Genomic DNA, 26,126 nt, shown 5'->3' with positions numbered 1-26,126 from the left:
CGATGCGAATAATTGTCTACGGTAGTCTGCGACGCAATCAGGGCAACAGTCACTGGATGACGAACGGCCAATGGCTGGGAGATCATGAGATCTCGGGTTTTGAATTGTACGATCTCGGCCATTACCCAGCGGTAGTCCCTGGCGAGGGGACGGTATATTGTGAAGTCTATCGCATTGATTCCTCGACCTTGGCCGAGCTGGATGCCTTGCGTACAAAAAGCGGTGAATATAAACGGGCATTGATTGCGACGCCTTATGGCAGCGCCTGGATGTATGTCTATCAACGCCCGGTGGAGGGATTGCGGCAGCTTAAGGGCGGCGACTGGGCCAAGCGGGACGACGAGCCCTGATTGGCGCCGCGCCGGGCGACACGCTCCACGAAGGAGAGGTGTCGCCCGGCGCGGGCCACATTCAACACATAATGCAAGGCCGGGTTAACGCATTGTTCCGGCGATGATTATTTTTTAGCGCGTTCGAACGAGGCAATGATTTCCGCTTTTGCGGCTTCGGCATTTTCCCAGCCAGCCACTTTCACCCATTTACCCTGTTCCAAATCTTTATAGTGTTCAAAGAAATGCGTGATTTGTGCCCGCAGTAGCGGCGAAAGATCTTCCACGTCTTTCACATGATCATATTCTTTGGTCAACTTGGTGTGGGGAACCGCCACCAGCTTGGCGTCTTCACCGGCTTCGTCGGTCATTTTGAGCACGCCCACCGGACGGCAGCGAATCACGGAACCGGGTTGCAGCGGGTAAGGCGTGGGCACCAGCACATCCACCGGATCGCCATCCAGGGACAGGGTATGGTTGATATAACCATAATTACACGGGTAGAACATGGCGGTGGACATGAAACGATCGACAAACAGCGAGCCGGAGTCCTTATCAATTTCATATTTGATAGGCGAAGCGTTGGCGGGGATTTCGATCACAACATAAATATCCTCGGGAAGATCTTTACCTGCCGGTACCTGATTCAAACTCATGTCAATTTCCTTAATCGTGCTTAATAGAGTGGCGTGACGCCTATTATAACCAAATTTTACGTTAGTTCACCGCTGATTCACCAACCCCGGTCATTTTAGCTTTTGCCCAAGCCTTGTGAGATATTTCACATAATCCGCTTATAACCGCCAAATCGATAAAGTAAAACCTGCCGCGTCCGATAACCGATGCAGGGCGGAGTGTACGGCCTCTGCCGGGTGATTTGTCTTCATCAACATCTGAAAAAGCAGGGGCAGGAACAATGTTCAAAAATATGAGCGTCAAGGTCGGGTTGCTCACCTGGCTGGTACTGATGACAATAATTTTATTTATTGTCAGCGGCATTAGTCTCTATACCATCCGGCAAAGTTCACATTCTCTGCAAGCCACTAACCAAATCCAGGGAGAAGAGCTGGGTTCGCTCAGTCGCGCTTATAATGCGTCGCTGCGTGCGCGCACCGAGGCGTCGCTGGCGGTCAGGCAGTTTGAAACCGGCCTGATTAACGAAGCCCAGACCTCCACCAATAACGCCAAAGCGCTGGCCAAACAGGCCGACGACGCCATGGCGGCATTTATGGCGGTGGGGTCGATCACCTCCGAGGGGGCGAAACGCGCCCAACAGCTGAATATGGTTTATCAGCGCTATAACGACCAGGGCGTTAAAGCGGTGCTTAAAGCCTTGAGCAACGCTGATATCGATGCCTATTACCAAGTGCTGGAAACTCATTTAACCCCGCTGAGCAACGAGATGGATCAACAGCTCGCCGGTTTTCAGCAATTCGCGTCGCAGGCCGGGCAGGATATCCAGCTCGCCGCGGCTGATAGTGCCCGTTTGCAGTTGACGCTGGTCATTATCGCCTGTGTGCTGAGCCTGGCGCTGGCGACCACGGCCTGGCTGATGATGCGATATTTTATTCTGCGGCCGCTGGATACCGCGATCGTGCATTTGGAACATATCGCCGCCGGCGATTTGTATCATCCGGTGGCGGTGAACCGCAACAACGAGCTGGGGCGCCTGAACCGGGCGTTGGCATTGATGCAACAATCCCTGGCGGATGCGGTCAGCGAAGTGCGGCAGGCCGGGGGGCAAATCGATGCGGGTACGCGGGAATTGGCGTCCGGCAATGTGAATCTGTCCCAGCGTACCGAGGCGTCCGCCGCCGCCCTTGAGCAGACCGCGGCCAGTATGGAGCAACTGACCCAAACGGTAAAACTTAATGCCGAGCATGCCCGCCAGGCCCATGAATTAGCCAAGACGGTATCCGATACCGCCGATAAAGGCAGCGAAGTCGTGTGCTACGTGATTGAGAAAATGCAGGCCATTACCTCCAGTTCGCGGCGTATCGCCGATATCCTCGGCGTGATTGACGGCATTGCTTTTCAGACCAATATTCTGGCGCTCAATGCGGCGGTGGAGGCGGCGCGCGCCGGCGAGCAGGGACGCGGGTTCGCGGTAGTGGCGGGGGAGGTGCGCAATTTGGCTCATCGCAGCGCCGAGGCGGCCAAAGAAATTAAGGGGTTGATTAAAGAGTCCCAGGGGCGGGTTAACGAAGGGTCGGAAATGGCGCATACCGCCGGGGAGACCATGGACGAGATTTCTGAAGAAGTGATGCGCGTGACCCGTTTGATGCGTGAGATTTCCAATGCCACCGATGAGCAAAGCCGCGGGATCGAGCAAATTTCCCTGGCGGTGTCGCAGATGGATGCGGTAGCGCAGCAGAATGCGTCGCTGGTGGAGGAGTCAACCGCCGCTACGCGTTCGCTGCAGGCGCAGTCGGAGCAGTTGGCGGCCAGCATGGCGTTATTTCAGTTGGAAGCGGGTGAGATTGGGGCGGAGGAAACAGAGAAGGCCGCGGCCTGAGGTGGAGGGCGCCATCGGGAGATGGCGCGCTTTCCCTTTGACCGGTTCGTTGTCAGCGCCGACGCTCGCGGGCTTACCGTGCCAAGGGGCGTTCGGACGGCCAGGAGATGGCCGCCTCAACCCCTACGGCGCGCTTTCCCTTTAACCGGCACGTTGTCAGCGCCGGCGCTCGCGGGCTTGGCGGGCCAAGGGGTATTTATGGTTAGTTGTTGTCCGGGTATTCGCGCATAAAGCGTTCGGCGTCGTTAACCATTGATTCCGTGCCTACAAAAAACGGCGAGCGCTGGTGCAGTTTTTCCGGCTGGATGTCGAGGATGCGGTTGGCGCCGTCGCTGGCTTTGCCGCCCGCTTGTTCGGCCAGGAATGCCATAGGGTTGCATTCGTAAAGCAGGCGCAGTTTGCCCTGCGGGTGCGTGGCGGTGCTGGGGTAAAGGTAGATGCCGCCTTTGAGCAGGTTGCGGTGGAAGTCCGATACCAACGAGCCGATATAGCGCGAGGTATAGGGGCGGTGGGTGGCTTCATCCATTTCCTGGCAATATTTAATGTATTTTTTAACGCCGGTGGGAAACTTGATGTAGTTGCCTTCGTTAATTGAATACATATTGCCCGTGGCCGGGAAGCGCACGCTTTCGTGGGACAGGCAGAATACCCCGATGGAGGGATCGTAAGTGAAGGCGTGGACGCCGCAGCCGGTGGTGTAGACCAGCATGGTGGAAGAGCCATACACCACATATCCCGCCGCGACCTGTTTATTGCCGGGCTGCAGAAAATCCGCTTCCGTAACCGGCGTGCCTACGGGGGTGATACGGCGGTAAATGGAGAAAATGGTGCCGACGGATACGTTGACGTCGATATTGGAAGAGCCGTCCAGCGGGTCCATCAGCACCACATATTTGCCGCTGGTGGAACGATCGCCGTCAAAAATCACGATCTCGTCTTCTTCTTCAGACGCAATCCCCGCCACTTGTCCACGGGCTTTCAGCGCCGCTTTTAGCTTTTCATTGGCGAACAGGTCTAGTTTCATCTGGACTTCGCCCTGGATATTGGACACGCCGCTGGTGCCCAGGATATCCACTAAACCCGCGGTATTGATATCGCGATGTATGATCTTCGCACCTAATTTTATCGCGGAGAGCAACGCGGTAAGCTCACCGGTAGCGTGTGGAAATTCGTGCTGCTTCTCAACGATAAATTCGCCTAACGTTTTCATAACACTTTCCCTGAATCGAAATAAGACACTGTAGCCATGGATGAAAAGCGGTATTATCGGTTATTCATTTAACCTGCCTGAACCCATAATAACCCCTAACTCGTATCGCTAACCGAAAATCACTGACCCGTTACCGCTTACCAAAACCACTGGCCCATATACTCCTGGCCGGTTTACCACTAACGTCTGCATAGGAAGTTTAGCTTAAACGAATGCGGGTACATCATCAAATCCGTTTATATCGTCCGGCCGCAGCGGTAGAATGGGCCGCAGATCGTTGTTAAAAAAATGGAAAAATTATGCGCATACATATTCTCGGTATCTGTGGCACGTTTATGGGCGGGTTAGCGGTGCTGGCCCGTTCACTGGGACACGATGTCACCGGGTCTGATGATAATGTCTACCCTCCCATGAGCACCCTGCTGCAAGATCAGGGCATCCAGCTTATCCAGGGCTACGATCCGGCCCAGCTTTCGCCGGAACCGGAATTGGTTATTATCGGCAACGCGATGAGCCGCGGTAATCCATGCGTGGAAGCCGTGCTTGAGCGGGGAATACGTTATGTATCCGGCCCGCAGTGGTTGCACGATCGGGTGCTGCAACAGCGCTGGGTGATCGCCGTCGCCGGCACCCACGGCAAAACCACCACCGCCGGCATGGTTACCTGGATACTGGAAGTCTGCGGCTATCAGCCGGGGTTCGTGATCGGCGGCGTACCGGGGAACTTCACGGTGTCGGCCCGGTTGGGCGACAGCGATTTTTTTGTGGTGGAAGCGGATGAATACGATTGCGCGTTTTTTGATAAACGTTCCAAGTTCGTTCATTACTGCCCGCGCACCCTGATTTTGAATAATCTTGAATTCGATCATGCGGATATTTTTGACGATCTGAAGGCCATCCAGAAGCAGTTTCATCATTTGGTCAGGCTGGTGCCGGGTAAAGGCAAAATTATTCTGCCTGATAACGATCCGCATCTAAAGCAGGTCATGGCGATGGGCTGCTGGAGCGAGCAAGAGTATGTCGGCGAAGAGGGCAGCTGGCGCGCGAAAAAAATTGCGGCGGATTCCAGCGCGTTCCAGGTGTTTTTGCAAGGTGAATGCGTCGGCGAAGTCCATTGGGATATCGTCGGCGAACATAACATGCATAACGCGCTGATGGCCATTGCCGCCGCCCGGCATGTGGGGGTGCAGCCGGCTGACGCCTGCCAGGCGCTGGGGTCCTTTATTAATGCCCGCCGTCGTCTGGAGCTAAAGGGCACCGCGAACGGCGTCAAGCTCTATGATGATTTCGCCCATCATCCCACGGCTATCCTCGCCACGCTGGCCGCGCTGCGCAGCAAGGTTGGCGGAACCGCGCGTATTTTGGCCGTACTTGAACCCCGTTCAAACACCATGAAAATGGGCCTGAACAAAAATGAACTCGCGCCTTCCCTGGGGCGGGCCGACGAAGTCTTTTTATTCCAGCCGCAGCATATTCCCTGGCAGGTGAGCGAAGTCGCCGAGGCCTGCGTACAGCCCGCTCACTGGAGCGCGGACGTGGATACGCTGGTGGATATGATCGTTAAAAGATCGCAGCCCGGGGATTATATCCTGGTCATGAGCAACGGCGGATTCGGCGGTATTCACGGTAAACTGCTGGCCCAGCTGAATCTCAAAGCGGGACTGGCGGTATCACCGCCGTAGAGCAGGCAAAAATTGGCCTGTGCCCGGTTTCCCGTATAGGCCGGCTTGAAGCTAAAAGCCTATATAGGGTAAGAAATTAGGGCGGGTTTGAGCTGCCTTCGTCATGGGTGATGGTGGTGGGCTTGTCTGCGCCGTCAGGTCGGTTTTGCCGGCGAAGCCGTGGCGGTGGTTGCCCCCTTCTTGAATCCCCGATCTCCGGCCATGAACGCCTCTAGCATGTGCGGGATCGGCGTCGCCGCATCGGCTGCTTCGCCGTAGGTCTGCGCGTGCGGCGCGGCGTTGCGCTCGGCTTAGGCTGGGTATCTTCCCTTTGTTTTCTATTTGAAAAAGAAGTATTTGAAAAAGAAGTGCTTGAAAAAGAAGCCCTCAATCAAACGGTATTCTCGTTCGCCAGCAAGTTTTCCTCTGCGACGTCAATTTTCCTTCAAGAAGTTGGCGACTCAGCCCTGTGCGGTTGGACGAATAACAATGCTGCCAACATCCACTTCAGGGGGTTGCTCTAGTGCAAAGAGGATGCCCCGCGCGATCGCGTCAGGTGAGATCGCAATACCGCCAAGGCGCTCGTCAATCAGCTTCTTCGTGGTTTTGTCCGTGATGCTGTCACCGAAATTCGTGGCGATCACTCCCGGAGAGATTTCGGTCACGCGAAGATTGGGGCCTGCCTCCTGCCTCAGCACCTCGGTCGCCGTGCGCACCGCGTTTTTAGTGGCGGCATAGACGCCCATTGTCGGGACGATCTGGATGCCAGCCGTTGAAACGACGTTAACCACATGCCCGCTTCCCTGTTGCGCAAACACCGGCAGGGCAGCAGCGATGCCGTAAAGCGTGCCGCGCAAGTTAACGTCTATCATCAGATCCCAGTCCTCGACACGCAGTGCATCAAAACGGGAGATCGGCCCAACCCCGGCGTTGTTAACCATGACGTCGAGCTTGCCGCCTCGCTCGACCGCCAATGCGACAAGCTCTTCAAGCGCGCCCCGGTGACGTACATCGGTTGTCTTAAATACGGCTTTGCCGCCCGCGGAAGTAATTTCGCCCGCAACGGCCTGAAGCGCTGATTCGTTGCGAGAACCCAGCACCACGAACGCACCGCGCTCTGCAAGTAACTTCGCCGTCGCACGACCAATCCCGCTGCTTGCCCCCGTGATCGCGACTACTTTGCCTCTGATACTCATGACTTCTTTCCTTTGCAAAATAACTTTTGAAAATGATATGCGACGGATTCAAGATAATCTATGCTGTACTGTCTATGAAATTGTCGCGATCGTCTAAAACTGTGCTCGACCCGCTGTCAGATGTCCTTGATGTTCTCGGAGCAAGGGTGACCAGACGCACTCGACTGGAAGCTGCGGGACGGTGGGCGCTCGAATTTCCTGCCGTCGACCGGCTCAAGTTCGTCGCTTTGCTGCGCGGGAGCCAGTGGATGCTGCTTCCAGGACGCGCACCACAGCTTTTGAATAAAGGGGACATATGCTTGCTCGGACGCACTGCATATGCGGTAGCCAGCGACCCGGACGTAGCGCCAATTGACGGTCAAACCGTTTTCGGTTCCGGCTGCGACGTAGCGTGCATCGGCGGAGACGATACGATTGGAATCGGAGGAACGGTCACGTTCGCGGCCTCAAACGCAGATTTCCTACTCGAACGGATGCCGGATTTCATGATCGTTCCCCGATCTTCGTCCGCATCTGAAGCGATCGCAACGATCCTCGCACTCGTGAATAACGAGATAGAACGAGATATGATGGGAAGCGAGATCGTGAGCGCCCGTCTTGCCGACGTGCTGGTAGTGGAGGCGATCAGGGCTTACGCCGGTGATGTCGGACAAATCGAAATGGGATGGCTCGGCGCTATTTCAGATCCCCGGCTTGGCAGGGCGCTTCGCGCAATTCATGAAGATGTCGCGCAACCGTGGACGGTGGCTCGGCTTGCTGGTGTGGCCGGCATGTCCCGCGCTGCCTTCTCCGCGGAGTTCACTCGCCGACTAGGACAGCCGCCGCTTGCATACTTGCGAGCGTGGCGTCTTACCCTCGCTCGTGCGGCGTTGATGCAAGGTGGTACGACTATCGCTCGCATAGCGAACAAGGTCGGCTATACGTCACAAAGCGCGTTTTCCCACGCCTTTCGACGTGCCTTTGGTTCTCCTCCGAAAGCTAATGTCCAATCGTGACAAACTGCATAACCAATCGTTATTGGCGTTCGAGTCGCTGCGCCAAATTGGCCACCCCGTCTGTCCAGACGCCAGGAAACACTATTTCCACGAATAATGGCAGTTATCGACTGCCCTGGCCGCTGCTCGATTGCCGGTTTCCAGAAGCCAAATGGGAGTCAAACGATCGGAAGCGGATCGAGTTTCGGAAAGCACCGGCATATGTTGGATGATCTTAACTGATTGATAAATATGGTGTAGATGACTTGGCGCAATCCGGCAAAGCGCCGGGCTGGAGTCAAGGTGAAAAAAAACCCCCGCAAGCGGGGGTAAAAATCGTCGGATAGGACGACGAGAGGGAATCAATAGCTCGCGTCTGGGGTTATTGCTGGACACAGGAATAACTGAGGGCGACGACGGCATTGATTTTTAATGTTGAACAATATTGCTGTGTTGCTGGTGCTGAATCAGCCGGAACGACACTATCAGCGACACCCGCGGTCAGAGGAGCTATCCCGGCTATGGAAACCGCGGGAGCGTCGTTAAGGTAAATTGGTTATACAGCTTGGGTCTCTATTTACAGAACAGAGCGCCTTATTTATAGAGCTCAGCGGTCGCATGCCACGTATCGTTTTCACGCGCTTCGGTAATCCGGTAAGCGGTCGCGCCTTTAGCGTCGGCCGCCTGGTTCAGCGCCTGATGGATATCGGACGGCGCGCCGCCAATACCGCTAACGCTCACGGTACCGAAAGCGTGCAAATCATTCGCTTGTTCTAGCGAAATCGAATCGGCGGCAAATGCGCCAAATGACAGGGCCGATATTACGGTCATCAATGAAGCCGCAGTAGAAATTCTCATTTTTCTCACCTCTATTTTCTTCACGTTTGATAGAACACATGACGCACAACGTGATGGGCATCACGAAACTAAGTATACACTAGTAACGTGAGGTATTAATAGTTTACTCATAATTTATTATGAAACTTTAACATGCAACACTATATTAATATAAGCAAATGCTATTAAAACCGGATGAAAAATAGGCGACTAATGTTAATTAATTGTAATTTCAAGCAGATAGCCGGATGTAGCCAAACGTGCTGAATTGTCTCTTTCCGCCAGTGGAATAGCCCGGAGGGGAGGGTAACAAGTGGATATATGACAGGTTGGGGCGGGAATAACAGCATAATACGTAGGGTTAAACGATGGCAAAAACGGGATAATCGGCGTTAAAACCGGCGCCTTGATTCATTTTTGTTATAAAGCACCGGTAAGAAGGTTCAAAGCTCCTGGTCAAACAGAATAAGTATGGCCTCGTGGAGCTGCTTAACGCTAAACCCTTTGGCCGGGGTGGTAAAAATGGTGTCATCGCCGGCGATGGTCCCCAATATGCCTTCGGATTTACCCAGTGAATCCAACAAACGGGCAATCAGCTGCGCGGCGCCCGGGCTGGTATGAATCACTATCACCGCATCATTATGATCTACGTCCAAAACTAAATTTTTCAGGGGACTGCTGGTGGTGGGCACGCCCAATTCGGCGGGCAGGCAGTAGACCATTTCCATTTTGGCGTTGCGGGTGCGCACCGCGCCGAATTTAGTTAACATCCGCGAGACTTTCGACTGATTGATATTTTCAAATCCCTGTTCTTGCAATGCAAAAACGATCTCGCCTTGAGAACTGAATTTCTCTTCTTTCAGCAACGCCTTAAAAGCTTTAACCAGTTCTTCTTGTTTTATGTTATTACGCATTTTTTACCAAACCAGTAGCCATAAACATAGTTGTAATTATGCATAAAATTGCATTTTTATGCAATAAAAATGCCCGGCCAAGGGCGTTGATCGCCGTGATAGCCGGCAAAACGGCTAGGATAACAATATCTATTCATTTCCTTTTTGACCTGGCTCCCAGATTATTGCTGTGGAAAAAGTAAAGTAATTGTTATGAAAATGATGTTGTTTTGACACTAATTCCCGGTGTAATGTGATTAATAGCCAACGGCAACAAACGGCAGCGGCAGCGTATTTTATGGACGGCGGAAAGTTAATGCGCCAATTCTCAAATTTGCGATCGCTGATTTGTTTTTACCCGTTTATGTCTCTATGATCATAACCAGATGATTTGACGGCATTTAATTTTTCCTATAATAATAAGGAGATTAGAATGAAAGTCGCAGTTCTCGGTGCAGCCGGCGGCATTGGCCAGGCTCTTGCCCTGTTACTCAAAACCCAACTTCCATCCGGATCAGAACTTTCTCTTTACGATATCGCACCGGTTACTCCTGGCGTCGCTGTCGACCTCAGCCATATTCCTACGGCGGTAAAAATCAAAGGCTTTAGCGGCGAAGATGCCACCCCCGCCCTGGAAGGCGCGGATATCGTCCTCATTTCCGCCGGCGTGGCGCGCAAACCGGGCATGGACCGTTCGGATCTATTTAATGTCAACGCCGGCATTGTGCGCAACCTGGTGAACCAGGTGGCTAAAGCCAGTCCCGGTGCCCTGATCGGCATCATTACCAACCCGGTGAACACCACCGTGGCCATTGCCGCCGAGGCGCTGAAAAAAGCCGGCGTCTATGATAAACGCAAGCTGTTTGGCGTCACCACCCTGGATATCATCCGTTCCAACACCTTTGTGGCTGAACTGAAAGGATTGCGGCCGCAGGATGTTGAAGTGCCCGTGATCGGCGGCCATTCCGGCGTTACCATATTACCTCTGCTTTCCCAGGTCAAAGGCATCAGCTTCACCGAACAGGAAGTCGCCGATTTGACCAAACGCATTCAGAACGCCGGCACCGAGGTGGTGGAAGCCAAAGCCGGCGGCGGGTCCGCTACCTTATCCATGGGCCAGGCCGCGGCGCGGTTCGGACTGTCGCTGGTTCGCGCCTTGCAGGGTGAACAAGGCGTGGTGGAATGCGCTTATGTGGAAGGCGATGGGGAGTACACCCGTTTCTTTGCCCAGCCGCTGCTACTGGGCAAAGACGGCTTGGCGGAACGCAAACCTATCGGCACCCTGAGCGCTTTTGAACAGCAGGCCCTGGAGCATATGCAGGATGTGCTGAAGAGCGACATCGAATTGGGTGTGAAATTCATCAACCAATAGGCCCTTCGTTTCCCGCTCCTTCAAGGGCGGGAAACGCGCTTTTTCCCCGGTTATTTCCCTTTCCACCCCCTTTTTTTCCTCGATCGCCGGCCGGCATCTCCGGTGGAAAACGGCAAAAATCCTGGCGCGTCAATAATTAATGTAAGTAATTATTCTATTGATAAATAATGATTATTTAGCGTTATAGGATAAAAATCAATGGCGATCTCATTTTTAAATCGCTGGTGGCGCTCCTGCCTTTTTTTGTGTTGTAATTGGCGTTACGACAAGCTGTAATTGCTATAGAGTATGGGTGTATTAACAACGGAACCGCGCGGTAGCGCAACCGGGAAGACTTTATGGTTGATGTCTCTATGGTTGTACGCAGCCGCGCAATGGTAATAACGCGAGGTTATTACCATGACAAGGAGGGTAAATGGCTGCAAAAAAGGAATGGATAGCAACACACGAGCTGATTGGCGTTGGCGGGTTACCCAAAACGCGTCAAGGCCTTAATCGCCGCGCCCGCGAAGAGGGGTGGCATAAAAGGCGGCGTGTGGGCGCGCGCGGCAAGGCGGTTGAATACGCCTGGCAAAGCCTGCCGGAAGCCGTTAAACGGACGCTCTCACTGCGTTCCTGCACTGCGGACTACGTGTTATCGACGCAAGAACCGTCTTCTACCTGGATCGAAATTCACAGGCAGCTTTCCAGTGCTGAACGCGACTTTGTGGTGGCGTTCGTGTTACGCGAAGGCGTATTAAACCTGCTAAAACGCCTGGATTATCCCGATGAGCTCCTGACGGAGTTCGATCGGGAGTAGAGGGTTATACCGCAGCAGGAGGATCTTCTGCGGCGGGTTTAGCCGGGGCACGTTTACGTATCAGGCTTTTCCTGTCGAGTAGCTGCTTGGTGTCGGGGTCGATATAGCGGCTGGGCCATATCTTCGAGGGGTGGATTCCCAGCGTATCGGCAATCAACCATTCGCCTTTGGGCCAGGGCCGTGTCAGGGCGTTCGACAGCGTTGACGAACTCAAACCTGCTGCTCGCGATACTGCCGCGAGTGTGGTACCGCGTTTGCGCATTGAAGCAACAATATCCGCCGGGTGCCAATCATCTGTGTGTTGAATCATGACTCAATCCTTTGCAATAAGCCGGAGGTAAGTTAATGCCAGAACTAACATATGTGAATAACCCGTTATAAATGCAACTTTTGGATGGAAAATATATATCATTAATTTTCCAAATATGTGTCGATTATTTTCCATATAAAGTTGATTTTTGTTAAGGCCATCCCTATTCGGAATGCAAAAGATATGAAAAAAGACTGGTTTAGAACCAGCGAGCTCATGGGTATAGCTAAACTTCCCACCACGCGCCAGGGCATCACCGCGCGGGCGCGCCGTGAAAAATGGGTCAGCAGACCGGTGATCGGGGTCCAGGGTAAAGGCCTTGAGTTCGCCAGGGAGAGTTTACCGCAAGCTGTCCAACGGGAATTAACCCGCCTGGCAATGCGCGACGAGCCGGCCGAGCCCTATCTGGCCAATGCCGCCGGGCGCGGAGAGCCGGAAAAAGACCCATTGGCGGCCTGGATCGCCATCTACCAGCAATTCCAGCCGGAAGAGCTGGACGATGTCATCAGTTTTGTCTTGAGGGAAGGCATTGCGGCGTTTTTGACGCGCCTGGGAATCTTGCCCAGGCGGTGAGCCGACGGCGGGAAACGGCGGCGGATATTTCCAAAAAAACGATTTTCCTAAAACTGACGCTGCACCGCCAAATGCGCCAGGCTTTCCAGCGCCTGCCGATAAGGGGTCGGCTCCAGGCAGGCCAGGCAGGCGATCGCTTTGTCCGCCTCCGCTTCCGCCCGCTGGCGGGTATATTCCAGGGAACCGCATTGCCGCATGGTTTCCAGCACCGATTCCAGCAAATGCCGGCCGTTGCCCTGAACGATGGCTTCGCGAATCATCGCCGCCTGGTCGGCGTTGCCGTTGCGCATGGCGTGCAGCAGCGGCAGGGTCGGTTTGCCTTCGTTGAGATCGTCGCCGGTATTTTTACCCAGGGTTTTGCCGTCTGCCCCATAATCGAGCAAGTCGTCGATCAGTTGGAACGCGGTGCCGAGGTAGCGGCCATAATCCCGCAGGGCGGCTTCCTGCTCGGGGGTGGCGTCGGCCAGGATGGACGAAGACTGCGCCGCGGCCTCGAACAAACGGGCCGTCTTGCTGTAAATCACCCGCATATAGCTGTCGATGCTGATATCCGGATCGTTGCAGTTCATAAGCTGCAACACTTCGCCTTCGGCAATCACGTTCACCGCTTCGGACATCAAGGCCAGCACGCGCAGCGATTCCAGGGCGGTCATCATCTGGAAAGCGCGGGTATAAATAAAGTCGCCCACCAGGACGCTGGCCGCATTGCCGAACGCCGCATTCGCCGTGGCCTTGCCACGACGCATATCCGACTCGTCCACCACATCGTCATGCAATAAGGTGGCGGTGTGGATAAACTCGATCAGGGCCGCCACGGTGACATGCTTGTTGCCCTCGTAATGCAGGGCGCGGGCAGCCAGCACGGCGATCATCGGCCGGATGCGCTTGCCCCCGCCGCTGATGATGTAATGGCCGAGCTGATTGATCAGCACGACTTCGGAGTTTAATTGCTCAAGTATGATGGCGTTGACGTTCGCCATATCCTGCGCTGTGAGTACTGTAATTTGATCAAGGTTCATTATTTTCTTTTGGCTTTATTTTTACCGTTAAATAGTAACGCTGCTCATGAGGCCAGATGGCAGAAACTGTGTTACTGATTGTACTTGAAAAATGATAGAGATAAATGCCGATGAAGAAACTGCCCCTTTTTCGCATCCTGTATGTATTCTGCACTTGTCATAGGGCGCTTTTTTGCGTAGAATTCGCGCCCTATTGTGAATATTTATAGCGCACTGTGGACGATTATAGGTTGAGTGCGCGGAAAGCGGAGTTTTTTATGTACGCGGTTTTCCAAAGTGGTGGTAAACAACACCGGGTCAGCGAAGGTCAGACTGTTCGCCTTGAAAAGCTTGACATTGCAACGGGTGAAACCGTTGAGTTCGACCAGGTAATGATGATTGCCAACGGTGACGACATTCAGATCGGCGTTCCTTTCGTCAATGGCGGAAAGATTCAAGCTGAAGTAGTTGCTCATGGTCGCGGCGATAAGGTGACGATTGTTAAATTCCGTCGCCGTAAGCACTATCGTAAGCAACAAGGCCATCGTCAGTGGTTCACTGACGTGAAAATTACCGGTATCGGCGCCTAACAGGGGAGCACACTCATGGCACACAAAAAGGCTGGCGGCTCGACTCGTAACGGTCGCGACTCAGAAAGTAAACGCCTTGGCGTTAAACGCTTCGGCGGCGAAGCTGTTTTAGCCGGCAGCATCATTGTTCGTCAGCGTGGAACCAAATTCCATCCTGGCACCAACGTTGGTTGCGGTAAAGACCACACTCTGTTCGCTTTGACTACTGGCAAAATCCAGTTTCAAGTTAAAGGACCGAAAAACCGTAAATTTGTCAGCATCATTGCTGAATAAATTTTCTGTTCTCCGATAGCAGAGTTAAGAGTTAAGCCCCGCAATTCGTTGCGGGGCTTTTTATTTTCTTTCCAAGTTACCTTTCTTTCCAGGTAAGTTTCGCGTCCGACACTCATGAAGACAAATCAGCAGGCGGGACAGCAGGCGGGAATGGGCATTGCGCTGGCGCTTACCACCGCCATGTGCTGGGGCGCCCTGCCCATCGCCATGAAGCAGGTGCTGACCGATATGGAGCCGTATACCGTGGTATGGTACCGGTTCATCATCGCGGGCATCGGCCTGGCGGTTATCCTGGCGCCGCGCGGCCAGCTACCGCCGCTGAAACTGTTTTTCCGCTGGCGCTGGCTGGTATTGTTGCTGATTGCCACCGCCGGACTGTTGGGGAACTTTATTTTCTTCAGTTCGTCCCTGCAATACCTCAGCCCGACCGCTTCCCAGGTCATAGGCCAGCTGTCGCCGGTGGGCATGATGTTCGCCAGCGTATTTATCTTGAAAGAGCGCATGCGCGTGACCCAGGTTATCGGGGCGGCGCTGTTGGTTACGGGGCTGGTGATGTTTTTCAACACCAGCCTGATTGAAATATTTACCCGGCTTACCGACTATACGCTCGGGGTGATCCTCGGCGTTTGCGCGGCGGCGGTCTGGGTGTGCTACGGCGTGGCGCAAAAAGTCTTGCTGCGCCGGCTGGCTTCGCAACAGATTCTGTTCTTGTTGTATGTTTTGTGTACAATAGCGTTAACCGCCGTGGCGAAACCCATGGTGATTATGCAACTGAGCGGCTGGCAGGTTGCGTGCCTGTTGTTCTGCGGCGCCAACACCCTGATCGGTTACGGCGCGCTGGCGGAAGCCATGGCCCGCTGGCAAGCGGCGCAGGTCAGCGCCATTGTCACGCTGACGCCTTTGTTCACCTTACTTTTTTCGGATTTGCTGTCACTCGTCTGGCCGGCTTACTTCGCTGCCCCGGCGCTGAATATCGTCGGTTATGTGGGCGCGTTTGTAGTGGTGGCGGGTGCGATGTTTTCCGCGGCGGGCCATCGATTGTGGCCCGGGCGGGCAAAAACGGGACCGGCATTGCCCATTAAGCCGCCCGGCAAATGAATTACGGAGAGTTTCCATGAAGTTTGTAGATGAGGCCGCCATTGTGGTGGCCGCGGGTGACGGCGGCAATGGCTGCGTCAGTTTCCGGCGGGAAAAATATATTCCTAACGGCGGTCCTGACGGCGGCGACGGCGGCGACGGCGGCGATGTCTATTTGCTGGCGGACAGAAACCTTAATACCCTGATTGATTACCGCTTTGAAAAATCCTTCCGCGCCGAGCGCGGACAGAATGGACAAAGCCGGGATTGCACCGGTAAACGCGGCAAGGACATCACGATTAAAGTCCCGGTCGGCACGCGCATCCTCGACAAGGATACCGGTGAGACCATGGGCGACATGACCCGCCATGAGCAGCGCCTGATGGTGGCGAAGGGCGGTTTCCACGGCCTGGGCAATGCGCGCTTCAAATCTTCCATCAACCGCGCCCCCCGGCAGAAGACCGACGGCACCAAAGGCGAAATCCGCGAAATACAGCTTGAGCTGTTGCTGCTGGCCGATGTCGGCATGCTGGGTTTGCCCAATGCCGGTAAATCGACCTTTATCCGCGCCGTGTCCGCCGCCAAACCTAAGGTGGCCGATTATCCCTTCACCACCCTGGTGCCGAGCCTGGGCGTGGTGCGTATGGACAACGAGCAAAGCTTTGTCATCGCCGATATTCCCGGGCTGATCGAGGGCGCGTCCGAAGGTTTGGGGCTGGGCATCCGGTTCCTCAAACATCTGGAACGCTGCCGGGTGCTGCTGCACCTGATCGATCTGGCGCCGATTGATGAATCGGACCCGATCGAAAACGCCAAGGTCATCGTCAGGGAACTTGAACGCTACAGCGAAAAACTGGCGGCCAAGCCGCGCTGGCTGGTATTCAACAAACTTGACCTGCTGGAGCCCGAAGAAGCGGACCGCCGCGCCAAAGCCATTGCCGCGGCATTAGGCTGGGAAGAACAGTTCTACGTCATTTCCGCCGCGAGCCAAAAGGGCGTCAAGGCGCTGTGCTGGGACGTGATGGCCTTTATCAACAGTCATCCCAACGAGCAGCCGGCTGAAGAAGCGGTGCCTGAAAAAGTCGAGTTTATGTGGGATGACTATCATCGCGAGCAGTTGGAGAAAAACGAAATCGAGGCGGAAGACGATGGCCTCGACGACGATGATTGGGACGATGACGATGAAGAAGGCGTAGAGATTATCTATCACCGCTAGCTCATCGCCCTAACGCTAATGCAGCCCACCGCCGCCGGCGGGGGGCTTTTTTATGAGTCCAAAAGCAATCGAACTAAGGCCACGGTGGTGGCGACAAATATCGCCAGAATATGCCAGGTTTCCGGCGTCGGTCCTTGGATAACGGGAAGAACCATATCAGTACCGCAATCAAAATACCAACGGCGCCTTTAATTATATTATTCACAGCGCACTTTGCTTGCGCCGGAATCGGCAAATTAATCTGATTACTTTTCACTTTTATTTCTACCGCCATGCCGGCAGGAATAATAATCATAGAAAATAAGCGTGAGTAATTAACGTAAAGCCGCTGAAAACGTTGGCGATGGAACGCCTTCATCATTTAAAACCGTAGATATTAAATCGATGGCTTGCGCCATGTTATAGTTTGCGGCATGGCGCCGCGGCCAGGGTTTTGTCTGGCGTTGATGATCAATTCCTTTCTTTATGATTATCCTGTTGATTTTTTAGCTGCGGACAGTATCGAAATATTACATAACCAGCGATTTAGGCATATGAACGGCGCACAGAAGCCTATGGCAACTGACAGATGCTAAGTGTGTGCGATGGCGGTTAAAGATAATAGGGGATTTAGCTGCGGATAATAAAATTAAACACCGGTTCTGATTGATTTTATTTAAGAGAGCAAATGAGCCAGTTGTGAAAAAACAGACGTAATAGATATATCAAACTAACATTGTGGCAACCCGGTCATTATTATTTCAGCCGGCTGGCGCTGGCGATATATTCTATTAATGCATGCCGCGCAATTCCCTGACAATAGCGCCGACTCGCCTTGATTATGCGCCGGGCCAGGGGGAATTGCGGCCCCGGACCGGCGGATGATCTCCGTCCGGCCCGGGGCGCCTGCATTAGTTGTTTTGATAAATATCTTTATATAACCGGCTCTCAAAACGCACCAGGGGGATTCTGCGCGCCTTTTGATCCTGCGGCGGTACGGCATAACCCGAAAGATACTGGACAAACGCCATCCGTTGCCCGCTCGCGGTGGTGATGAAGCCGGCCAGATTATAGACCCCCTGCAATGAACCGGTTTTCGCCGACACCTTGCCGTCCACGCCCGCTTCATGCAACCCGGCGCGGTACATCAGGGTGCCGTCATAGCCCGCCAGGGGCAGCATGGAGATAAAGTCCAGGGTCTGGTCGTGCTGGCCGATATATTGCAGCACTTGCATCATGGTGGCCGGCGAAATCAGGTCGTGGCGGGATAAGCCGGAGCCGTCGACGATAATGGTATTGCCCAGATCGATACCGGCCTGCTGGCGCAGGATTTGCCGTACCGCGTCCGATCCGGCCCGCCAGGTGCCCGGCACTTTAAAGCGCTCGTGGCCGATGGTGCGAAAAACGGTATCGGCAATCATATTATCGGATTTTTTCAGCATCAGCCTGAGCAAGTCATGCAGGGGCGCGGAAAAGGTCTGGGCCAGGATTTGCCCCGGGGCGCTAGGCGTCGTCTCCCGCCGCAGGACGCCCCCGACCTCGATATCCGCCTGCTTCAGCTCGCTTTTTAAAATAGCGCCCGCATAGCTGGCGCCGTCCTGGATGGCGAACGCCAGCGGCAAGGGCTCGGCGCGCTGCATCATGCAGCCGGTCAGGGTAAAGCGGTTCAGTTCCCCTGGCACCACGTCCAGCTCGCAATATTGCGCGTCGGGGGAGCCTTTGGCCAAGGTGCGCACCTGGCTGAACATTTGTACGGGATAGTATGAGGCGACGCGAATAAAAGCATTGTCGCCGGGTTTTGGCGCGCTATAGAGCGAGACGGAAAAACAGTTGCGATCGACAATCGCCGCTCCCGGCGGCGCGCTGAAGCACTGGGTCAGATCGTTCCACGGCCAGCCCGGGGCTTTGTCGTGGCTGGCGAACACCGAGGTGTCGATCACCAGATCTCCGGCGATCTGCTTTACCCCCTGCTTGCGCAGTTCCGCCACCATATTGCGCAACTGCTGGCGCCCCAGGGTCGGGTCGCCGCCAAAGCGGGCCACCAGATTGCCTTGCAGCACGCCGTTGCTGATCTGGGCGCCGCTTTCAAAGGTGGTGCTGAACCGATAGGCCGGGCCTAATTGCAGCAGCGCCGCCAGCGCGGTAATCACTTTTTGCGTACTCGCCGGCAGTGCCATCTGTTGGCTGTGATAATCTATCACCGGCTCGGTGGCGCCGATTTTTTGCGCGATAAGCGCCAGATTAGCGCCATCGGGCAATAATTCCGTATAATTTTCAACCGGCGCCCCGTGGGCAGTTAGCATGAAAACACCGGTCAATCCTGAGAGTAGTCGTGAAAAACGCATAATTTTGGGCAACGGCAAGATAACGTGCCGTCATACTACGGTGCAAACAGGGTTAAAGTAAACGATGACCCATCGGGAACTCTGGGTTAAAATACGTATCAAAATGCAAATCGAGACTGTCCTGGAAAGGTACTCCAGGTGCGGTTTTTTTTGCTTTTCGCTTAGGTGGTAGCGGAAACAGTCACGCCGTGGCTAGTTTAATTAACGTCAGGACGGCGAATATTTTAGCAGGATGAATTTTTTTAGAGGTATTGCCATGACTCCAATTCCGATGACTTTGCGTGGTGCTGATAAACTGCGGGAAGAGCTAGAGTTTTTGAAAAGCGTCCGTCGCCCCGAAATTATCAAAGCCATTGCCGAGGCCCGTGCTCACGGCGATCTGAAAGAAAATGCGGAATACCATGCCGCACGCGATCAACAGGGGTTTTGTGAAGGCCGCATCCAGGAAATCGAAGCGAAATTATCCAATGCCCAGGTTATCGACGTCACCAAGATGTCGGCCAATGGCCGGGTAATTTTTGGTTCGACGGTGACTATCCAGAATCTCGATACCGAAGATGAGCTGACTTACCGTATCGTCGGCGACGACGAGGCGGATTTTAAACAAAACCTGATTTCCATTAATTCTCCCATGGCGCGCGGCCTGGTGGGGAAGGAGTCCGGTGATATCGCGCTAATTCGCACGCCCGGCGGCGATGTCGAATATGAAATCCTGGACATCCAATATCTTTGATTGGCTCATAGATATTGTGATGATGGTTTGTAAAGAAAGGAAAAAGGCCGTAAGTGGCCTTTTCCTGCATTAAGGAACGTGGCACCTTTTCATCAGAAAAGCGATTGTCAGCGCGGTAAAGTAATATTCGGCTGTGTGGCGGGGCGATATAACACCAGCACGCCGCCGATCAATTGTATGTTGTTGGCGCCCGTTTCACGCACGATGGCATCGGCGATAAGCGTCTTGGTTTCGCGCTCTTCAGCGGCAATCTTCACTTTGATCAGCTCATGATGCTCCAGGGCCAGCTCGATTTCCGCCAGCACGCCTTCCGTCAGGCCGTTGTTGCCCAGCATAACAACCGGTTTCAACGGGTGGGCCAGGCTTTTCAGGTGCTGTTTTTGCTTATTATTAAGATTCATTTGTCTTTTTTGCTTACGTTGGGATTGAAAACGGTACATTCTACCGCCATCTCATGGTTATCACCAAATCGGTCGTGATTGTATCTGGCGCACGAGTGCCCGAATCCCATCACTAATGCACTCTTTCAGGATAGTTGGAAAACAAGATGACCACCAAAAAGCGTTCTGGCAGCTCCAGTCGTTGGCTACAGGAACACTTTAGCGATAAATATGTTCTCGAGGCACAAAAAAAGGGGCTGCGTTCCCGTGCCTGGTTTAAACTTGAAGAAATACAGCAGGGCGACAAACTGTTCAAGCCGGACATGGCGGTGGTGGATCTCGGCGCGGCGCCGGGCGGCTGGTCGCAGTATGTAGCCACGCAAATCGGAAAGAAAGGGCGTATCATCGCTTGTGATATTCTGCCCATGGACCCCATCGTGGGCGTTGATTTCCTGCAAGGCGATTTTCGCGATCCGCTGGTATTACAGGCATTGCTGGAAAGGGTAGGCGAAGCAAAAGTACAGGTGGTCATGTCCGATATGGCCCCCAATATGAGTGGTACGCCGGCCGTTGATATTCCCAAAGCCATGTATTTGGTGGAGTTGGCCTTGGAGATGTGCCGGGATGTGCTGGCACCTGGCGGCAGTTTTCTGGTTAAAGTCTTTCAGGGAGAAGGTTTTGATGAATACCTACGGGAAATTCGCTCCCTATTTACGAAGGTAAAGATTCGTAAGCCAGACGCTTCGCGCGCTCGTTCGCGGGAAGTGTACATTGTGGCGACAGGGCGCAAATTATAGTACCCTACGCTAATTGTTAACACCGTTGTAATATGAGGTTAATCCCTTGAGTGACATGGCGAAAAACCTGATTCTCTGGTTGGTCATCGCAGTTGTGCTGATGTCTGTATTTCAGAGCTTCGGGCCCAGCGAGTCCAATAGCCGTAAGGTGGATTACTCTACCTTTATGTCTGAATTGAATCAGGATCAGATTCGGGAAGCACGTATTAACGGACGTGAAATTAACGTTACCAAGAAAGACAGTAACCGCTACACCACGTTTATCCCGGTCAACGATCCCAGATTATTGGATTCTCTGCTGACCCGGAACGTTAAAGTCGTCGGCGAACCGCCGGAAGAACCAAGCCTGCTGGCTTCGATCTTTATTTCCTGGTTCCCGATGCTGTTGCTGATAGGCGTCTGGATCTTCTTTATGCGGCAAATGCAGGGCGGCGGCGGCAAGGGGGCAATGTCCTTCGGCAAAAGCAAAGCCCGCATGCTCACTGAAGATCAGATTAAAACCACCTTTGCCGACGTCGCGGGCTGCGACGAAGCAAAAGAGGAAGTCAGCGAACTGGTCGATTACCTGCGCGAGCCGAGCCGTTTCCAGAAGCTGGGCGGTAAAATTCCCAAAGGCGTGCTGATGGTCGGGCCGCCCGGGACCGGTAAAACCCTGCTGGCGAAAGCCATTGCCGGGGAAGCCAAAGTACCGTTCTTTACCATTTCAGGTTCTGATTTCGTGGAAATGTTCGTGGGTGTCGGCGCATCACGCGTGCGCGACATGTTTGAACAGGCCAAGAAAGCCGCGCCCTGCATTATCTTTATCGATGAAATCGATGCCGTGGGGCGCCAGCGCGGAGCAGGCCTGGGCGGCGGTCATGACGAACGCGAACAGACCCTGAACCAGATGCTGGTGGAAATGGATGGTTTTGAAGGTAACGAAGGCATTATCGTTATCGCCGCGACCAACCGTCCGGACGTACTGGACCCCGCTCTGCTGCGTCCAGGCCGTTTTGACCGCCAGGTCGTGGTTGGCTTGCCGGACGTACGCGGCCGTGAGCAAATTCTGAAAGTGCATATGCGCCGGGTGCCGTTGTCGACCGATATGGACCCGTCGGTAATCGCGCGCGGCACCCCTGGTTTCTCCGGTGCGGATTTGGCCAACCTGGTCAATGAAGCCGCATTGTTCGCCGCCCGCGGCAGCAAGCGTGTCGTCTCCATGGTGGAATTCGAAAAAGCCAAGGACAAAATCATGATGGGTGCCGAGCGCCGTTCCATGGTAATGACCGAAGCGCAAAAAGAATCCACCGCGTATCACGAAGCGGGCCACGCGATTATCGGCCGCCTGGTGCCGGAGCACGATCCTGTGCATAAAGTGACGATTATTCCGCGCGGTCGCGCGCTGGGCGTGACGTTCTTCCTGCCGGAAGGCGATGCCATCAGCGCCAGCCGCCAGAAGCTGGAAAGCCAGATCTCTACGCTGTACGGCGGCCGGCTGGCCGAAGAGATCATCTACGGCGTGCAAAAAGTATCGACCGGCGCATCGAACGATATCAAGGTGGCCACTTCCATTGCACGTAACATGGTTACGCAATGGGGCTTCTCCGAGAAATTGGGGCCGCTGCTGTACGCCGAGGAAGAAGGCGAAGTGTTCCTGGGCCGTTCGGTGGCTAAAGCCAAGCATATGTCCGACGAGACGGCGCGCATTATCGACCAGGAAGTCAAATCCCTGATTGAGCGCAATTACGCCCGGGCGCGTACCCTGCTGATGGAAAATATGGATATCCTGCATTCGATGAAAGATGCATTGATGAAGTATGAAACCATCGACGCGCCGCAGATTGATGATTTGATGGGTCGTAAAACCGTGCGTCCGCCTGCCGGCTGGGATGACTCGCCGAGCAATCATTCCTCCGATAACGGCGGTACGCCAAAAGCGCCGACCCCGGTGGATGAACCCAATACCCCGACCGGCAATACCATGTCGGAGCAGTTCGGCAATAACTAAGCGCCGGCGCGGCGGGGTGGATTTGACTGCCTTTCCCGATGCGCTCTGCGTATAATAAAGCCCCGGCTTCATTGCCGGGGCTTTTTTTTTACCGGCCGTTATTATTTACCGTTCAGTAGGGACCATCACGCCATGCAACTCCAGAGTAAGCAGCGCACCCTCGACCTGGGCTCGCCCCAGGTGATGGGCATCCTTAACGTCACGCCGGATTCTTTCTCGGACGGGGGTAAATACCGTCGTCTGGATGCGGCGCTGGCCCATGCCGAGGCTATGATCAACGCCGGCGCCACGCTTATCGATATCGGCGGCGAGTCCACGCGTCCCGGCGCGGCCGCGGTCAGCGACGCCGAGGAAGCCGAACGCGTGCTGCCGGTGGTCAGCGCCCTGGCGCAGCGCCTGGATGCGTTCATCTCGGTGGATACGTCCCGGGCATTGGTGATGCGTGAAAGCGCGCTGGCGGGCGCCCATCTGATCAATGATATCCGCGCGTTGACCGAGCCCGGGGCGCTGGCCGCCGCCCGCGACAGCGGTTTACCGGTATGCCTGATGCATATGCAGGGGGAACCCCGGTCAATGCAGCAAGCGCCGCATTATGTCGATGTGCTGGCCGAAGTGGAGCAATACTTGAGCGAGCGCATCGCCTGCTGCGAAGCGGCCGGTATCGACAAAAAACGCCTGTTGATCGATCCGGGCTTCGGTTTTGGCAAGAACTTGGCGCATAATTACCGCCTTCTGGCCCGGCTGGGGGATTTTCAGCGTTTCGGCTTGCCGATCCTGGTGGGCATGTCGCGCAAATCCATGATCGGGCAACTGATATCCGCCCCGCCCGAGCAGCGCATCATTGGCAGCGTGGCCTGCGCGGTCATTGCCGCCATGCAGGGCGCGCACATTATTCGTGTCCATGATGTCAGCGCCACCGTTGAGGCGATGAGCATCGTTAAAGCGACTCTTTCAGCGAAGGAATCACTATTTATATGAGTAATCATAAATACTTCGGCACCGACGGCATCCGCGGTAAAGTCGGCGACAGCCCCATTACGCCCGATTTCGTTCTGAAGCTGGGCTGGGCGGCCGGCAAGGTCCTGGCCCGCCACGGCTCGCGTAAAATCATCATCGGCAAGGACACGCGTATTTCCGGTTATATGCTGGAGTCGGCCCTGGAGGCGGGCCTGGCGGCAGCGGGACTGTCCGCGGCGTTCACCGGCCCGATGCCTACCCCGGCCATTGCCTATCTGACCAGGACGTTCCGCGCCGAGGCGGGGATCGTCATTTCCGCCTCGCATAATCCCTACTACGATAACGGCATCAAGTTTTTCTCCATCGATGGCACCAAGCTGCCCGACGCGGTGGAAGAAGCCATCGAGGCGGAGCTGGAAAAAACCATTACCTGCGTTGAATCCGCGGAATTAGGCAAAGCCAGCCGCATCGTCGACGCCGCCGGCCGATACATCGAATTTTGCAAAGGCACCTTTCCCAGCAATAGTAGCCTGAAAGGGCTGAAAATCGTGGTGGATTGCGCCAATGGCGCCACCTACCATATCGCCCCCAGCGTATTGCGCGAACTGGGCGCCGGCGTGGTGGCGATCGGCTGCCAGCCGGATGGCATGAATATCAACGAGGAGTGCGGAGCCACCGACGTGCGGCAGCTTCAGCGGCGCGTATTGGAAGAAAAGGCCGATCTCGGCATTGCCTATGACGGCGACGGCGATCGGGTGATCATGGTCGACCACCAGGGCAACCGGGTCGACGGCGACCAGATTCTCTATATCATCGCGCGGGAAAAACTGCGCCAGGGCCAGTTGAGCGGCGGCGTGGTCGGTACCCTGATGAGCAACATGGGGCTGGAGCTGGCGCTGAAACAGCTGGGCATCCCGTTCGTGCGCGCCAAAGTGGGCGACCGCTACGTACTGGAAAAAATGCAGGAGAAAGGCTGGCGCATCGGGGCGGAAAACTCCGGCCACGTCATTTTGCTGGATAAAACCACCACCGGCGACGGCATCATCGCCGGCCTGCAGGTTTTGTCCGCCATGGTGGGCAACCATATGTCCCTGCACGATCTGTGCAGCGGCATGCGTCTGCTGCCGCAAATCCTGGTTAACGTGCGTTTTGCCGGCAACGGCGACCCGCTGGAATCGGACCGGGTGAAACGGGCGCTGGCGGAAGTGGAAACCGCTCTGGCGGGCAAGGGCCGGGTGCTGCTGCGTAAATCCGGCACCGAGCCGCTGATCCGCGTAATGGTGGAAGGCGAAGATGCCGATCGGGTGGGGCGCCTGGCGCATTTGATCGCCGAAGCGGTAAAAGCCGCCGGCTGAACCCGGGCGGGGGCCCATCCCCGCCAACCGGCTGACGTTTTTTTCCGCAATCAGTTCGCCAGGCGCAATTTGCCCTTGCGTGCGAACAATGCTTTAGTTAGTATTCACACCCGCTTCAGTCGGAGTTTGTCATAGCCGAATTGGGGCTATAGCCTAACACGCGGTTTTACCCGCAAGGATACTGAAAAGATTATGTACGAAGCTCTGTTAGTCATATTCCTGTTGATAGCTGTCGGGCTGGTTGCGCTGATTATGCTGCAACAAGGTAAAGGTGCTGATATGGGGGCCTCTTTCGGTGCAGGCGCTTCAGCGACCCTGTTCGGTTCGAGCGGTTCCGGTAACTTCATGACCCGTGTGACGGCCGTGCTCGCAACGCTGTTTTTTATCCTCAGTCTGGTTTTGGGCAACCTCAGCGGCAGCCACAGCCAGAAGGGCAGCGAGTGGGATAATTTAAATCAGGCTCCGCAAGCGCAAAAAGCACCAGTTGAAGCGCCGGCCAAGCCGAATAACGATATCCCCCAGTAATCTAATACCCAGTAATCTATTAATAGTAGTCAAATAATACGATATAAGCAGTGCCGGGGTGGTGGAATTGGTAGACACGCTACCTTGAGGTGGTAGTGCCCGATTGGGCTTACGGGTTCAAGTCCCGTCCTCGGTACCAACGTATCGTTATTATGTATCGCTATTATGTATAGTTATTATGTATGGTTATTACGTATGGTTATTACAACCAAAGTGTAAAAGCAAAGCTACAGTCAAAAGGCGTA

General features: G+C 54.7%; 26 protein-coding genes, 1 tRNA gene and 1 pseudogene. 18 read left to right on the top strand and 10 right to left on the bottom strand.

The window, feature by feature from the left end; genetic code table 11:
• Positions 1-2: 2 nt before the first annotated feature.
• Positions 3-350, top strand: a complete 348-nt coding sequence (locus ACL2XP_RS22320) for a gamma-glutamylcyclotransferase (protein WP_413735429.1) — start codon at positions 3-5, stop codon at positions 348-350.
• A gap of 107 nt (positions 351-457) precedes the next feature.
• Here the strand turns inward: ACL2XP_RS22320 and ppa are convergent, their stop codons facing one another.
• Entirely contained in the window at positions 458-985 is a 528-nt protein-coding gene (ppa, locus tag ACL2XP_RS22315) for an inorganic diphosphatase (protein ID WP_413735428.1), read from the bottom strand.
• A 260-nt stretch (positions 986-1,245) separates the two neighbouring features.
• Here ppa and ACL2XP_RS22310 point away from each other — a divergent pair, with 260 nt between their 5' ends.
• Positions 1,246-2,844, top strand: coding sequence for a methyl-accepting chemotaxis protein (locus ACL2XP_RS22310; protein ID WP_413735426.1), 1,599 nt, complete (start codon positions 1,246-1,248; stop codon positions 2,842-2,844).
• 202 nt (positions 2,845-3,046) lie between these two features.
• Here ACL2XP_RS22310 and fbp read toward each other — a convergent pair whose 3' ends face one another.
• Positions 3,047-4,054, bottom strand: a complete 1,008-nt coding sequence (gene fbp, locus ACL2XP_RS22305; protein WP_413735425.1) for a class 1 fructose-bisphosphatase — start codon at positions 4,052-4,054, stop codon at positions 3,047-3,049.
• Positions 4,055-4,353: 299 nt separating this feature from the next.
• On the opposite strand from fbp, the gene mpl reads away from it, so the two are divergent.
• Positions 4,354-5,736 carry a UDP-N-acetylmuramate:L-alanyl-gamma-D-glutamyl-meso-diaminopimelate ligase gene (mpl, locus tag ACL2XP_RS22300; RefSeq protein ID WP_413735424.1) on the top strand — a complete coding sequence of 461 codons (1,383 nt, stop codon included), beginning with the start codon at positions 4,354-4,356 and terminating at the stop codon, positions 5,734-5,736.
• 134 nt (positions 5,737-5,870) lie between these two features.
• Here mpl and ACL2XP_RS22295 read toward each other — a convergent pair.
• Positions 5,871-6,023 (bottom strand): annotated as a pseudogene (locus ACL2XP_RS22295) (DUF2274 domain-containing protein); the annotation flags it as partial.
• Between the two features lie 153 nt (positions 6,024-6,176).
• On the bottom strand, positions 6,177-6,911 hold the full coding sequence (locus tag ACL2XP_RS22290) for an SDR family oxidoreductase (protein WP_413735423.1): 735 nt from the start codon (positions 6,909-6,911) through the stop codon (positions 6,177-6,179).
• Positions 6,912-6,985: 74 nt separating this feature from the next.
• Here ACL2XP_RS22290 and ACL2XP_RS22285 point away from each other — a divergent pair, with 74 nt between their 5' ends.
• Positions 6,986-7,906 carry a cupin domain-containing protein gene (locus ACL2XP_RS22285; RefSeq protein WP_413735421.1) on the top strand — a complete coding sequence of 307 codons (921 nt, stop codon included), beginning with the start codon at positions 6,986-6,988 and terminating at the stop codon, positions 7,904-7,906.
• A gap of 573 nt (positions 7,907-8,479) precedes the next feature.
• Here the strand turns inward: ACL2XP_RS22285 and yhcN are convergent.
• Both yhcN and argR read right to left on the bottom strand, forming a co-directional pair.
• On the bottom strand, positions 8,480-8,743 hold the full coding sequence (gene yhcN / locus ACL2XP_RS22280) for a peroxide/acid stress response protein YhcN (RefSeq protein WP_413735420.1): 264 nt from the start codon (positions 8,741-8,743) through the stop codon (positions 8,480-8,482).
• Positions 8,744-9,165: 422 nt separating this feature from the next.
• Positions 9,166-9,636, bottom strand: coding sequence for a transcriptional regulator ArgR (gene argR / locus ACL2XP_RS22275; RefSeq protein ID WP_413735418.1), 471 nt, complete (start codon positions 9,634-9,636; stop codon positions 9,166-9,168).
• Between the two features lie 412 nt (positions 9,637-10,048).
• On the opposite strand from argR, the gene mdh reads away from it, so the two are divergent.
• Both mdh and ACL2XP_RS22265 read left to right on the top strand, forming a co-directional pair.
• Complete coding sequence (gene mdh / locus ACL2XP_RS22270) at positions 10,049-10,987, top strand: malate dehydrogenase (RefSeq protein WP_413735417.1); 939 nt, start codon at positions 10,049-10,051, stop codon at positions 10,985-10,987.
• 415 nt (positions 10,988-11,402) lie between these two features.
• Positions 11,403-11,786 (top strand): DNA-binding protein, encoded by a 384-nt coding sequence (locus ACL2XP_RS22265; protein ID WP_413735415.1) that lies wholly within the window; start codon positions 11,403-11,405, stop codon positions 11,784-11,786.
• 4 nt (positions 11,787-11,790) lie between these two features.
• On the opposite strand, the gene ACL2XP_RS22260 is transcribed toward ACL2XP_RS22265, so the two are convergent.
• The gene (locus tag ACL2XP_RS22260; protein WP_413735414.1) at positions 11,791-12,096 is read right to left on the bottom strand and encodes a helix-turn-helix domain-containing protein; all 306 of its coding nucleotides are present in this window, start codon (positions 12,094-12,096) and stop codon (positions 11,791-11,793) included.
• Between the two features lie 183 nt (positions 12,097-12,279).
• Between ACL2XP_RS22260 and ACL2XP_RS22255 the strand changes: the two genes are divergently transcribed.
• Positions 12,280-12,669, top strand: coding sequence for a YfeC-like transcriptional regulator (locus tag ACL2XP_RS22255; RefSeq protein ID WP_413735412.1), 390 nt, complete (start codon positions 12,280-12,282; stop codon positions 12,667-12,669).
• A gap of 47 nt (positions 12,670-12,716) precedes the next feature.
• Here the strand turns inward: ACL2XP_RS22255 and ispB are convergent, their stop codons facing one another.
• Positions 12,717-13,688 carry an octaprenyl diphosphate synthase gene (ispB, locus tag ACL2XP_RS22250; RefSeq protein ID WP_413735411.1) on the bottom strand — a complete coding sequence of 324 codons (972 nt, stop codon included), beginning with the start codon at positions 13,686-13,688 and terminating at the stop codon, positions 12,717-12,719.
• Between the two features lie 257 nt (positions 13,689-13,945).
• Between ispB and rplU the strand changes: the two genes are divergently transcribed.
• The 4 genes from rplU (at position 13,946) to cgtA (ending at position 16,823) form a co-directional block, all read left to right on the top strand.
• A complete protein-coding gene (gene rplU / locus ACL2XP_RS22245) occupies positions 13,946-14,257 on the top strand; it encodes a 50S ribosomal protein L21 (protein ID WP_162364085.1) in 312 nt (103 codons plus the stop codon).
• Positions 14,258-14,272: 15 nt separating this feature from the next.
• On the top strand, positions 14,273-14,530 hold the full coding sequence (gene rpmA / locus ACL2XP_RS22240; protein WP_413735410.1) for a 50S ribosomal protein L27: 258 nt from the start codon (positions 14,273-14,275) through the stop codon (positions 14,528-14,530).
• A 114-nt stretch (positions 14,531-14,644) separates the two neighbouring features.
• The gene (locus tag ACL2XP_RS22235) at positions 14,645-15,628 is read left to right on the top strand and encodes a DMT family transporter (RefSeq protein ID WP_413735409.1); all 984 of its coding nucleotides are present in this window, start codon (positions 14,645-14,647) and stop codon (positions 15,626-15,628) included.
• Between the two features lie 16 nt (positions 15,629-15,644).
• The gene (cgtA, locus tag ACL2XP_RS22230; RefSeq protein ID WP_413735407.1) at positions 15,645-16,823 is read left to right on the top strand and encodes an Obg family GTPase CgtA; all 1,179 of its coding nucleotides are present in this window, start codon (positions 15,645-15,647) and stop codon (positions 16,821-16,823) included.
• Positions 16,824-17,713: 890 nt separating this feature from the next.
• On the opposite strand, the gene dacB is transcribed toward cgtA, so the two are convergent.
• The gene (gene dacB / locus ACL2XP_RS22225) at positions 17,714-19,147 is read right to left on the bottom strand and encodes a serine-type D-Ala-D-Ala carboxypeptidase (RefSeq protein WP_413739258.1); all 1,434 of its coding nucleotides are present in this window, start codon (positions 19,145-19,147) and stop codon (positions 17,714-17,716) included.
• A gap of 256 nt (positions 19,148-19,403) precedes the next feature.
• Between dacB and greA the strand changes: the two genes are divergently transcribed.
• A complete protein-coding gene (gene greA / locus ACL2XP_RS22220; protein ID WP_413735405.1) occupies positions 19,404-19,880 on the top strand; it encodes a transcription elongation factor GreA in 477 nt (158 codons plus the stop codon).
• Positions 19,881-19,987: 107 nt separating this feature from the next.
• Here greA and yhbY read toward each other — a convergent pair whose 3' ends face one another.
• The gene (gene yhbY / locus ACL2XP_RS22215; RefSeq protein WP_413735404.1) at positions 19,988-20,281 is read right to left on the bottom strand and encodes a ribosome assembly RNA-binding protein YhbY; all 294 of its coding nucleotides are present in this window, start codon (positions 20,279-20,281) and stop codon (positions 19,988-19,990) included.
• Positions 20,282-20,427: 146 nt separating this feature from the next.
• Between yhbY and rlmE the strand changes: the two genes are divergently transcribed.
• The 6 genes from rlmE (at position 20,428) to ACL2XP_RS22185 (ending at position 26,020) form a co-directional block, all read left to right on the top strand.
• Entirely contained in the window at positions 20,428-21,057 is a 630-nt protein-coding gene (gene rlmE / locus ACL2XP_RS22210; RefSeq protein ID WP_413735403.1) for a 23S rRNA (uridine(2552)-2'-O)-methyltransferase RlmE, read from the top strand.
• Positions 21,058-21,112: 55 nt separating this feature from the next.
• Entirely contained in the window at positions 21,113-23,044 is a 1,932-nt protein-coding gene (gene ftsH, locus ACL2XP_RS22205) for an ATP-dependent zinc metalloprotease FtsH (protein WP_413739257.1), read from the top strand.
• Between the two features lie 132 nt (positions 23,045-23,176).
• Positions 23,177-24,022 carry a dihydropteroate synthase gene (folP, locus tag ACL2XP_RS22200; protein ID WP_413735401.1) on the top strand — a complete coding sequence of 282 codons (846 nt, stop codon included), beginning with the start codon at positions 23,177-23,179 and terminating at the stop codon, positions 24,020-24,022.
• Positions 24,019-25,356, top strand: a complete 1,338-nt coding sequence (glmM, locus tag ACL2XP_RS22195; RefSeq protein ID WP_413735399.1) for a phosphoglucosamine mutase — start codon at positions 24,019-24,021, stop codon at positions 25,354-25,356. Before folP ends, glmM begins: the two co-directional genes overlap by 4 nt.
• A 192-nt stretch (positions 25,357-25,548) precedes the next feature.
• Positions 25,549-25,881 carry a preprotein translocase subunit SecG gene (gene secG / locus ACL2XP_RS22190; RefSeq protein ID WP_331118546.1) on the top strand — a complete coding sequence of 111 codons (333 nt, stop codon included), beginning with the start codon at positions 25,549-25,551 and terminating at the stop codon, positions 25,879-25,881.
• 52 nt (positions 25,882-25,933) lie between these two features.
• Positions 25,934-26,020 (top strand) — tRNA-Leu (locus tag ACL2XP_RS22185).
• Positions 26,021-26,126: the final 106 nt, after the last annotated feature.

This window comes from Sodalis sp. RH21 (assembly GCF_047324175.1).
Classification (GTDB): Bacteria; Pseudomonadota; Gammaproteobacteria; order Enterobacterales; family Enterobacteriaceae; genus Acerihabitans.
The sequence above is the reverse complement of the archived record's forward strand: the minus strand, read 5'-3'. Positions and strand labels throughout refer to the sequence as shown.

Bases quoted from the DNA above. Each gene is read 5' to 3' on its own strand.
- ACL2XP_RS22260 (WP_413735414.1), bottom strand. From the start codon at position 12,096: ATGATTCAACACACAGATGATTGGCACCCGGCGGATATTGTTGCTTCA.
- ACL2XP_RS22290 (WP_413735423.1), bottom strand. From the start codon at position 6,911: ATGAGTATCAGAGGCAAAGTAGTCGCGATCACGGGGGCAAGCAGCGGG.
- ispB (WP_413735411.1), bottom strand. From the start codon at position 13,688: ATGAACCTTGATCAAATTACAGTACTCACAGCGCAGGATATGGCGAAC.
- mpl (WP_413735424.1), top strand. From the start codon at position 4,354: ATGCGCATACATATTCTCGGTATCTGTGGCACGTTTATGGGCGGGTTA.
- ACL2XP_RS22285 (WP_413735421.1), top strand. From the start codon at position 6,986: ATGAAATTGTCGCGATCGTCTAAAACTGTGCTCGACCCGCTGTCAGAT.
- rplU (WP_162364085.1), top strand. From the start codon at position 13,946: ATGTACGCGGTTTTCCAAAGTGGTGGTAAACAACACCGGGTCAGCGAA.
- rpmA (WP_413735410.1), top strand. From the start codon at position 14,273: ATGGCACACAAAAAGGCTGGCGGCTCGACTCGTAACGGTCGCGACTCA.
- ACL2XP_RS22320 (WP_413735429.1), top strand. From the start codon at position 3: ATGCGAATAATTGTCTACGGTAGTCTGCGACGCAATCAGGGCAACAGT.
- ppa (WP_413735428.1), bottom strand. From the start codon at position 985: ATGAGTTTGAATCAGGTACCGGCAGGTAAAGATCTTCCCGAGGATATT.
- rlmE (WP_413735403.1), top strand. From the start codon at position 20,428: ATGACCACCAAAAAGCGTTCTGGCAGCTCCAGTCGTTGGCTACAGGAA.
- yhbY (WP_413735404.1), bottom strand. From the start codon at position 20,281: ATGAATCTTAATAATAAGCAAAAACAGCACCTGAAAAGCCTGGCCCAC.
- greA (WP_413735405.1), top strand. From the start codon at position 19,404: ATGACTCCAATTCCGATGACTTTGCGTGGTGCTGATAAACTGCGGGAA.
- ACL2XP_RS22235 (WP_413735409.1), top strand. From the start codon at position 14,645: ATGAAGACAAATCAGCAGGCGGGACAGCAGGCGGGAATGGGCATTGCG.
- ACL2XP_RS22255 (WP_413735412.1), top strand. From the start codon at position 12,280: ATGAAAAAAGACTGGTTTAGAACCAGCGAGCTCATGGGTATAGCTAAA.
- folP (WP_413735401.1), top strand. From the start codon at position 23,177: ATGCAACTCCAGAGTAAGCAGCGCACCCTCGACCTGGGCTCGCCCCAG.
- fbp (WP_413735425.1), bottom strand. From the start codon at position 4,054: ATGAAAACGTTAGGCGAATTTATCGTTGAGAAGCAGCACGAATTTCCA.
- cgtA (WP_413735407.1), top strand. From the start codon at position 15,645: ATGAAGTTTGTAGATGAGGCCGCCATTGTGGTGGCCGCGGGTGACGGC.
- yhcN (WP_413735420.1), bottom strand. From the start codon at position 8,743: ATGAGAATTTCTACTGCGGCTTCATTGATGACCGTAATATCGGCCCTG.
- glmM (WP_413735399.1), top strand. From the start codon at position 24,019: ATGAGTAATCATAAATACTTCGGCACCGACGGCATCCGCGGTAAAGTC.
- mdh (WP_413735417.1), top strand. From the start codon at position 10,049: ATGAAAGTCGCAGTTCTCGGTGCAGCCGGCGGCATTGGCCAGGCTCTT.
- secG (WP_331118546.1), top strand. From the start codon at position 25,549: ATGTACGAAGCTCTGTTAGTCATATTCCTGTTGATAGCTGTCGGGCTG.
- ACL2XP_RS22265 (WP_413735415.1), top strand. From the start codon at position 11,403: ATGGCTGCAAAAAAGGAATGGATAGCAACACACGAGCTGATTGGCGTT.
- dacB (WP_413739258.1), bottom strand. From the start codon at position 19,147: ATGCGTTTTTCACGACTACTCTCAGGATTGACCGGTGTTTTCATGCTA.
- ftsH (WP_413739257.1), top strand. From the start codon at position 21,113: ATGGCGAAAAACCTGATTCTCTGGTTGGTCATCGCAGTTGTGCTGATG.
- argR (WP_413735418.1), bottom strand. From the start codon at position 9,636: ATGCGTAATAACATAAAACAAGAAGAACTGGTTAAAGCTTTTAAGGCG.
- ACL2XP_RS22310 (WP_413735426.1), top strand. From the start codon at position 1,246: ATGTTCAAAAATATGAGCGTCAAGGTCGGGTTGCTCACCTGGCTGGTA.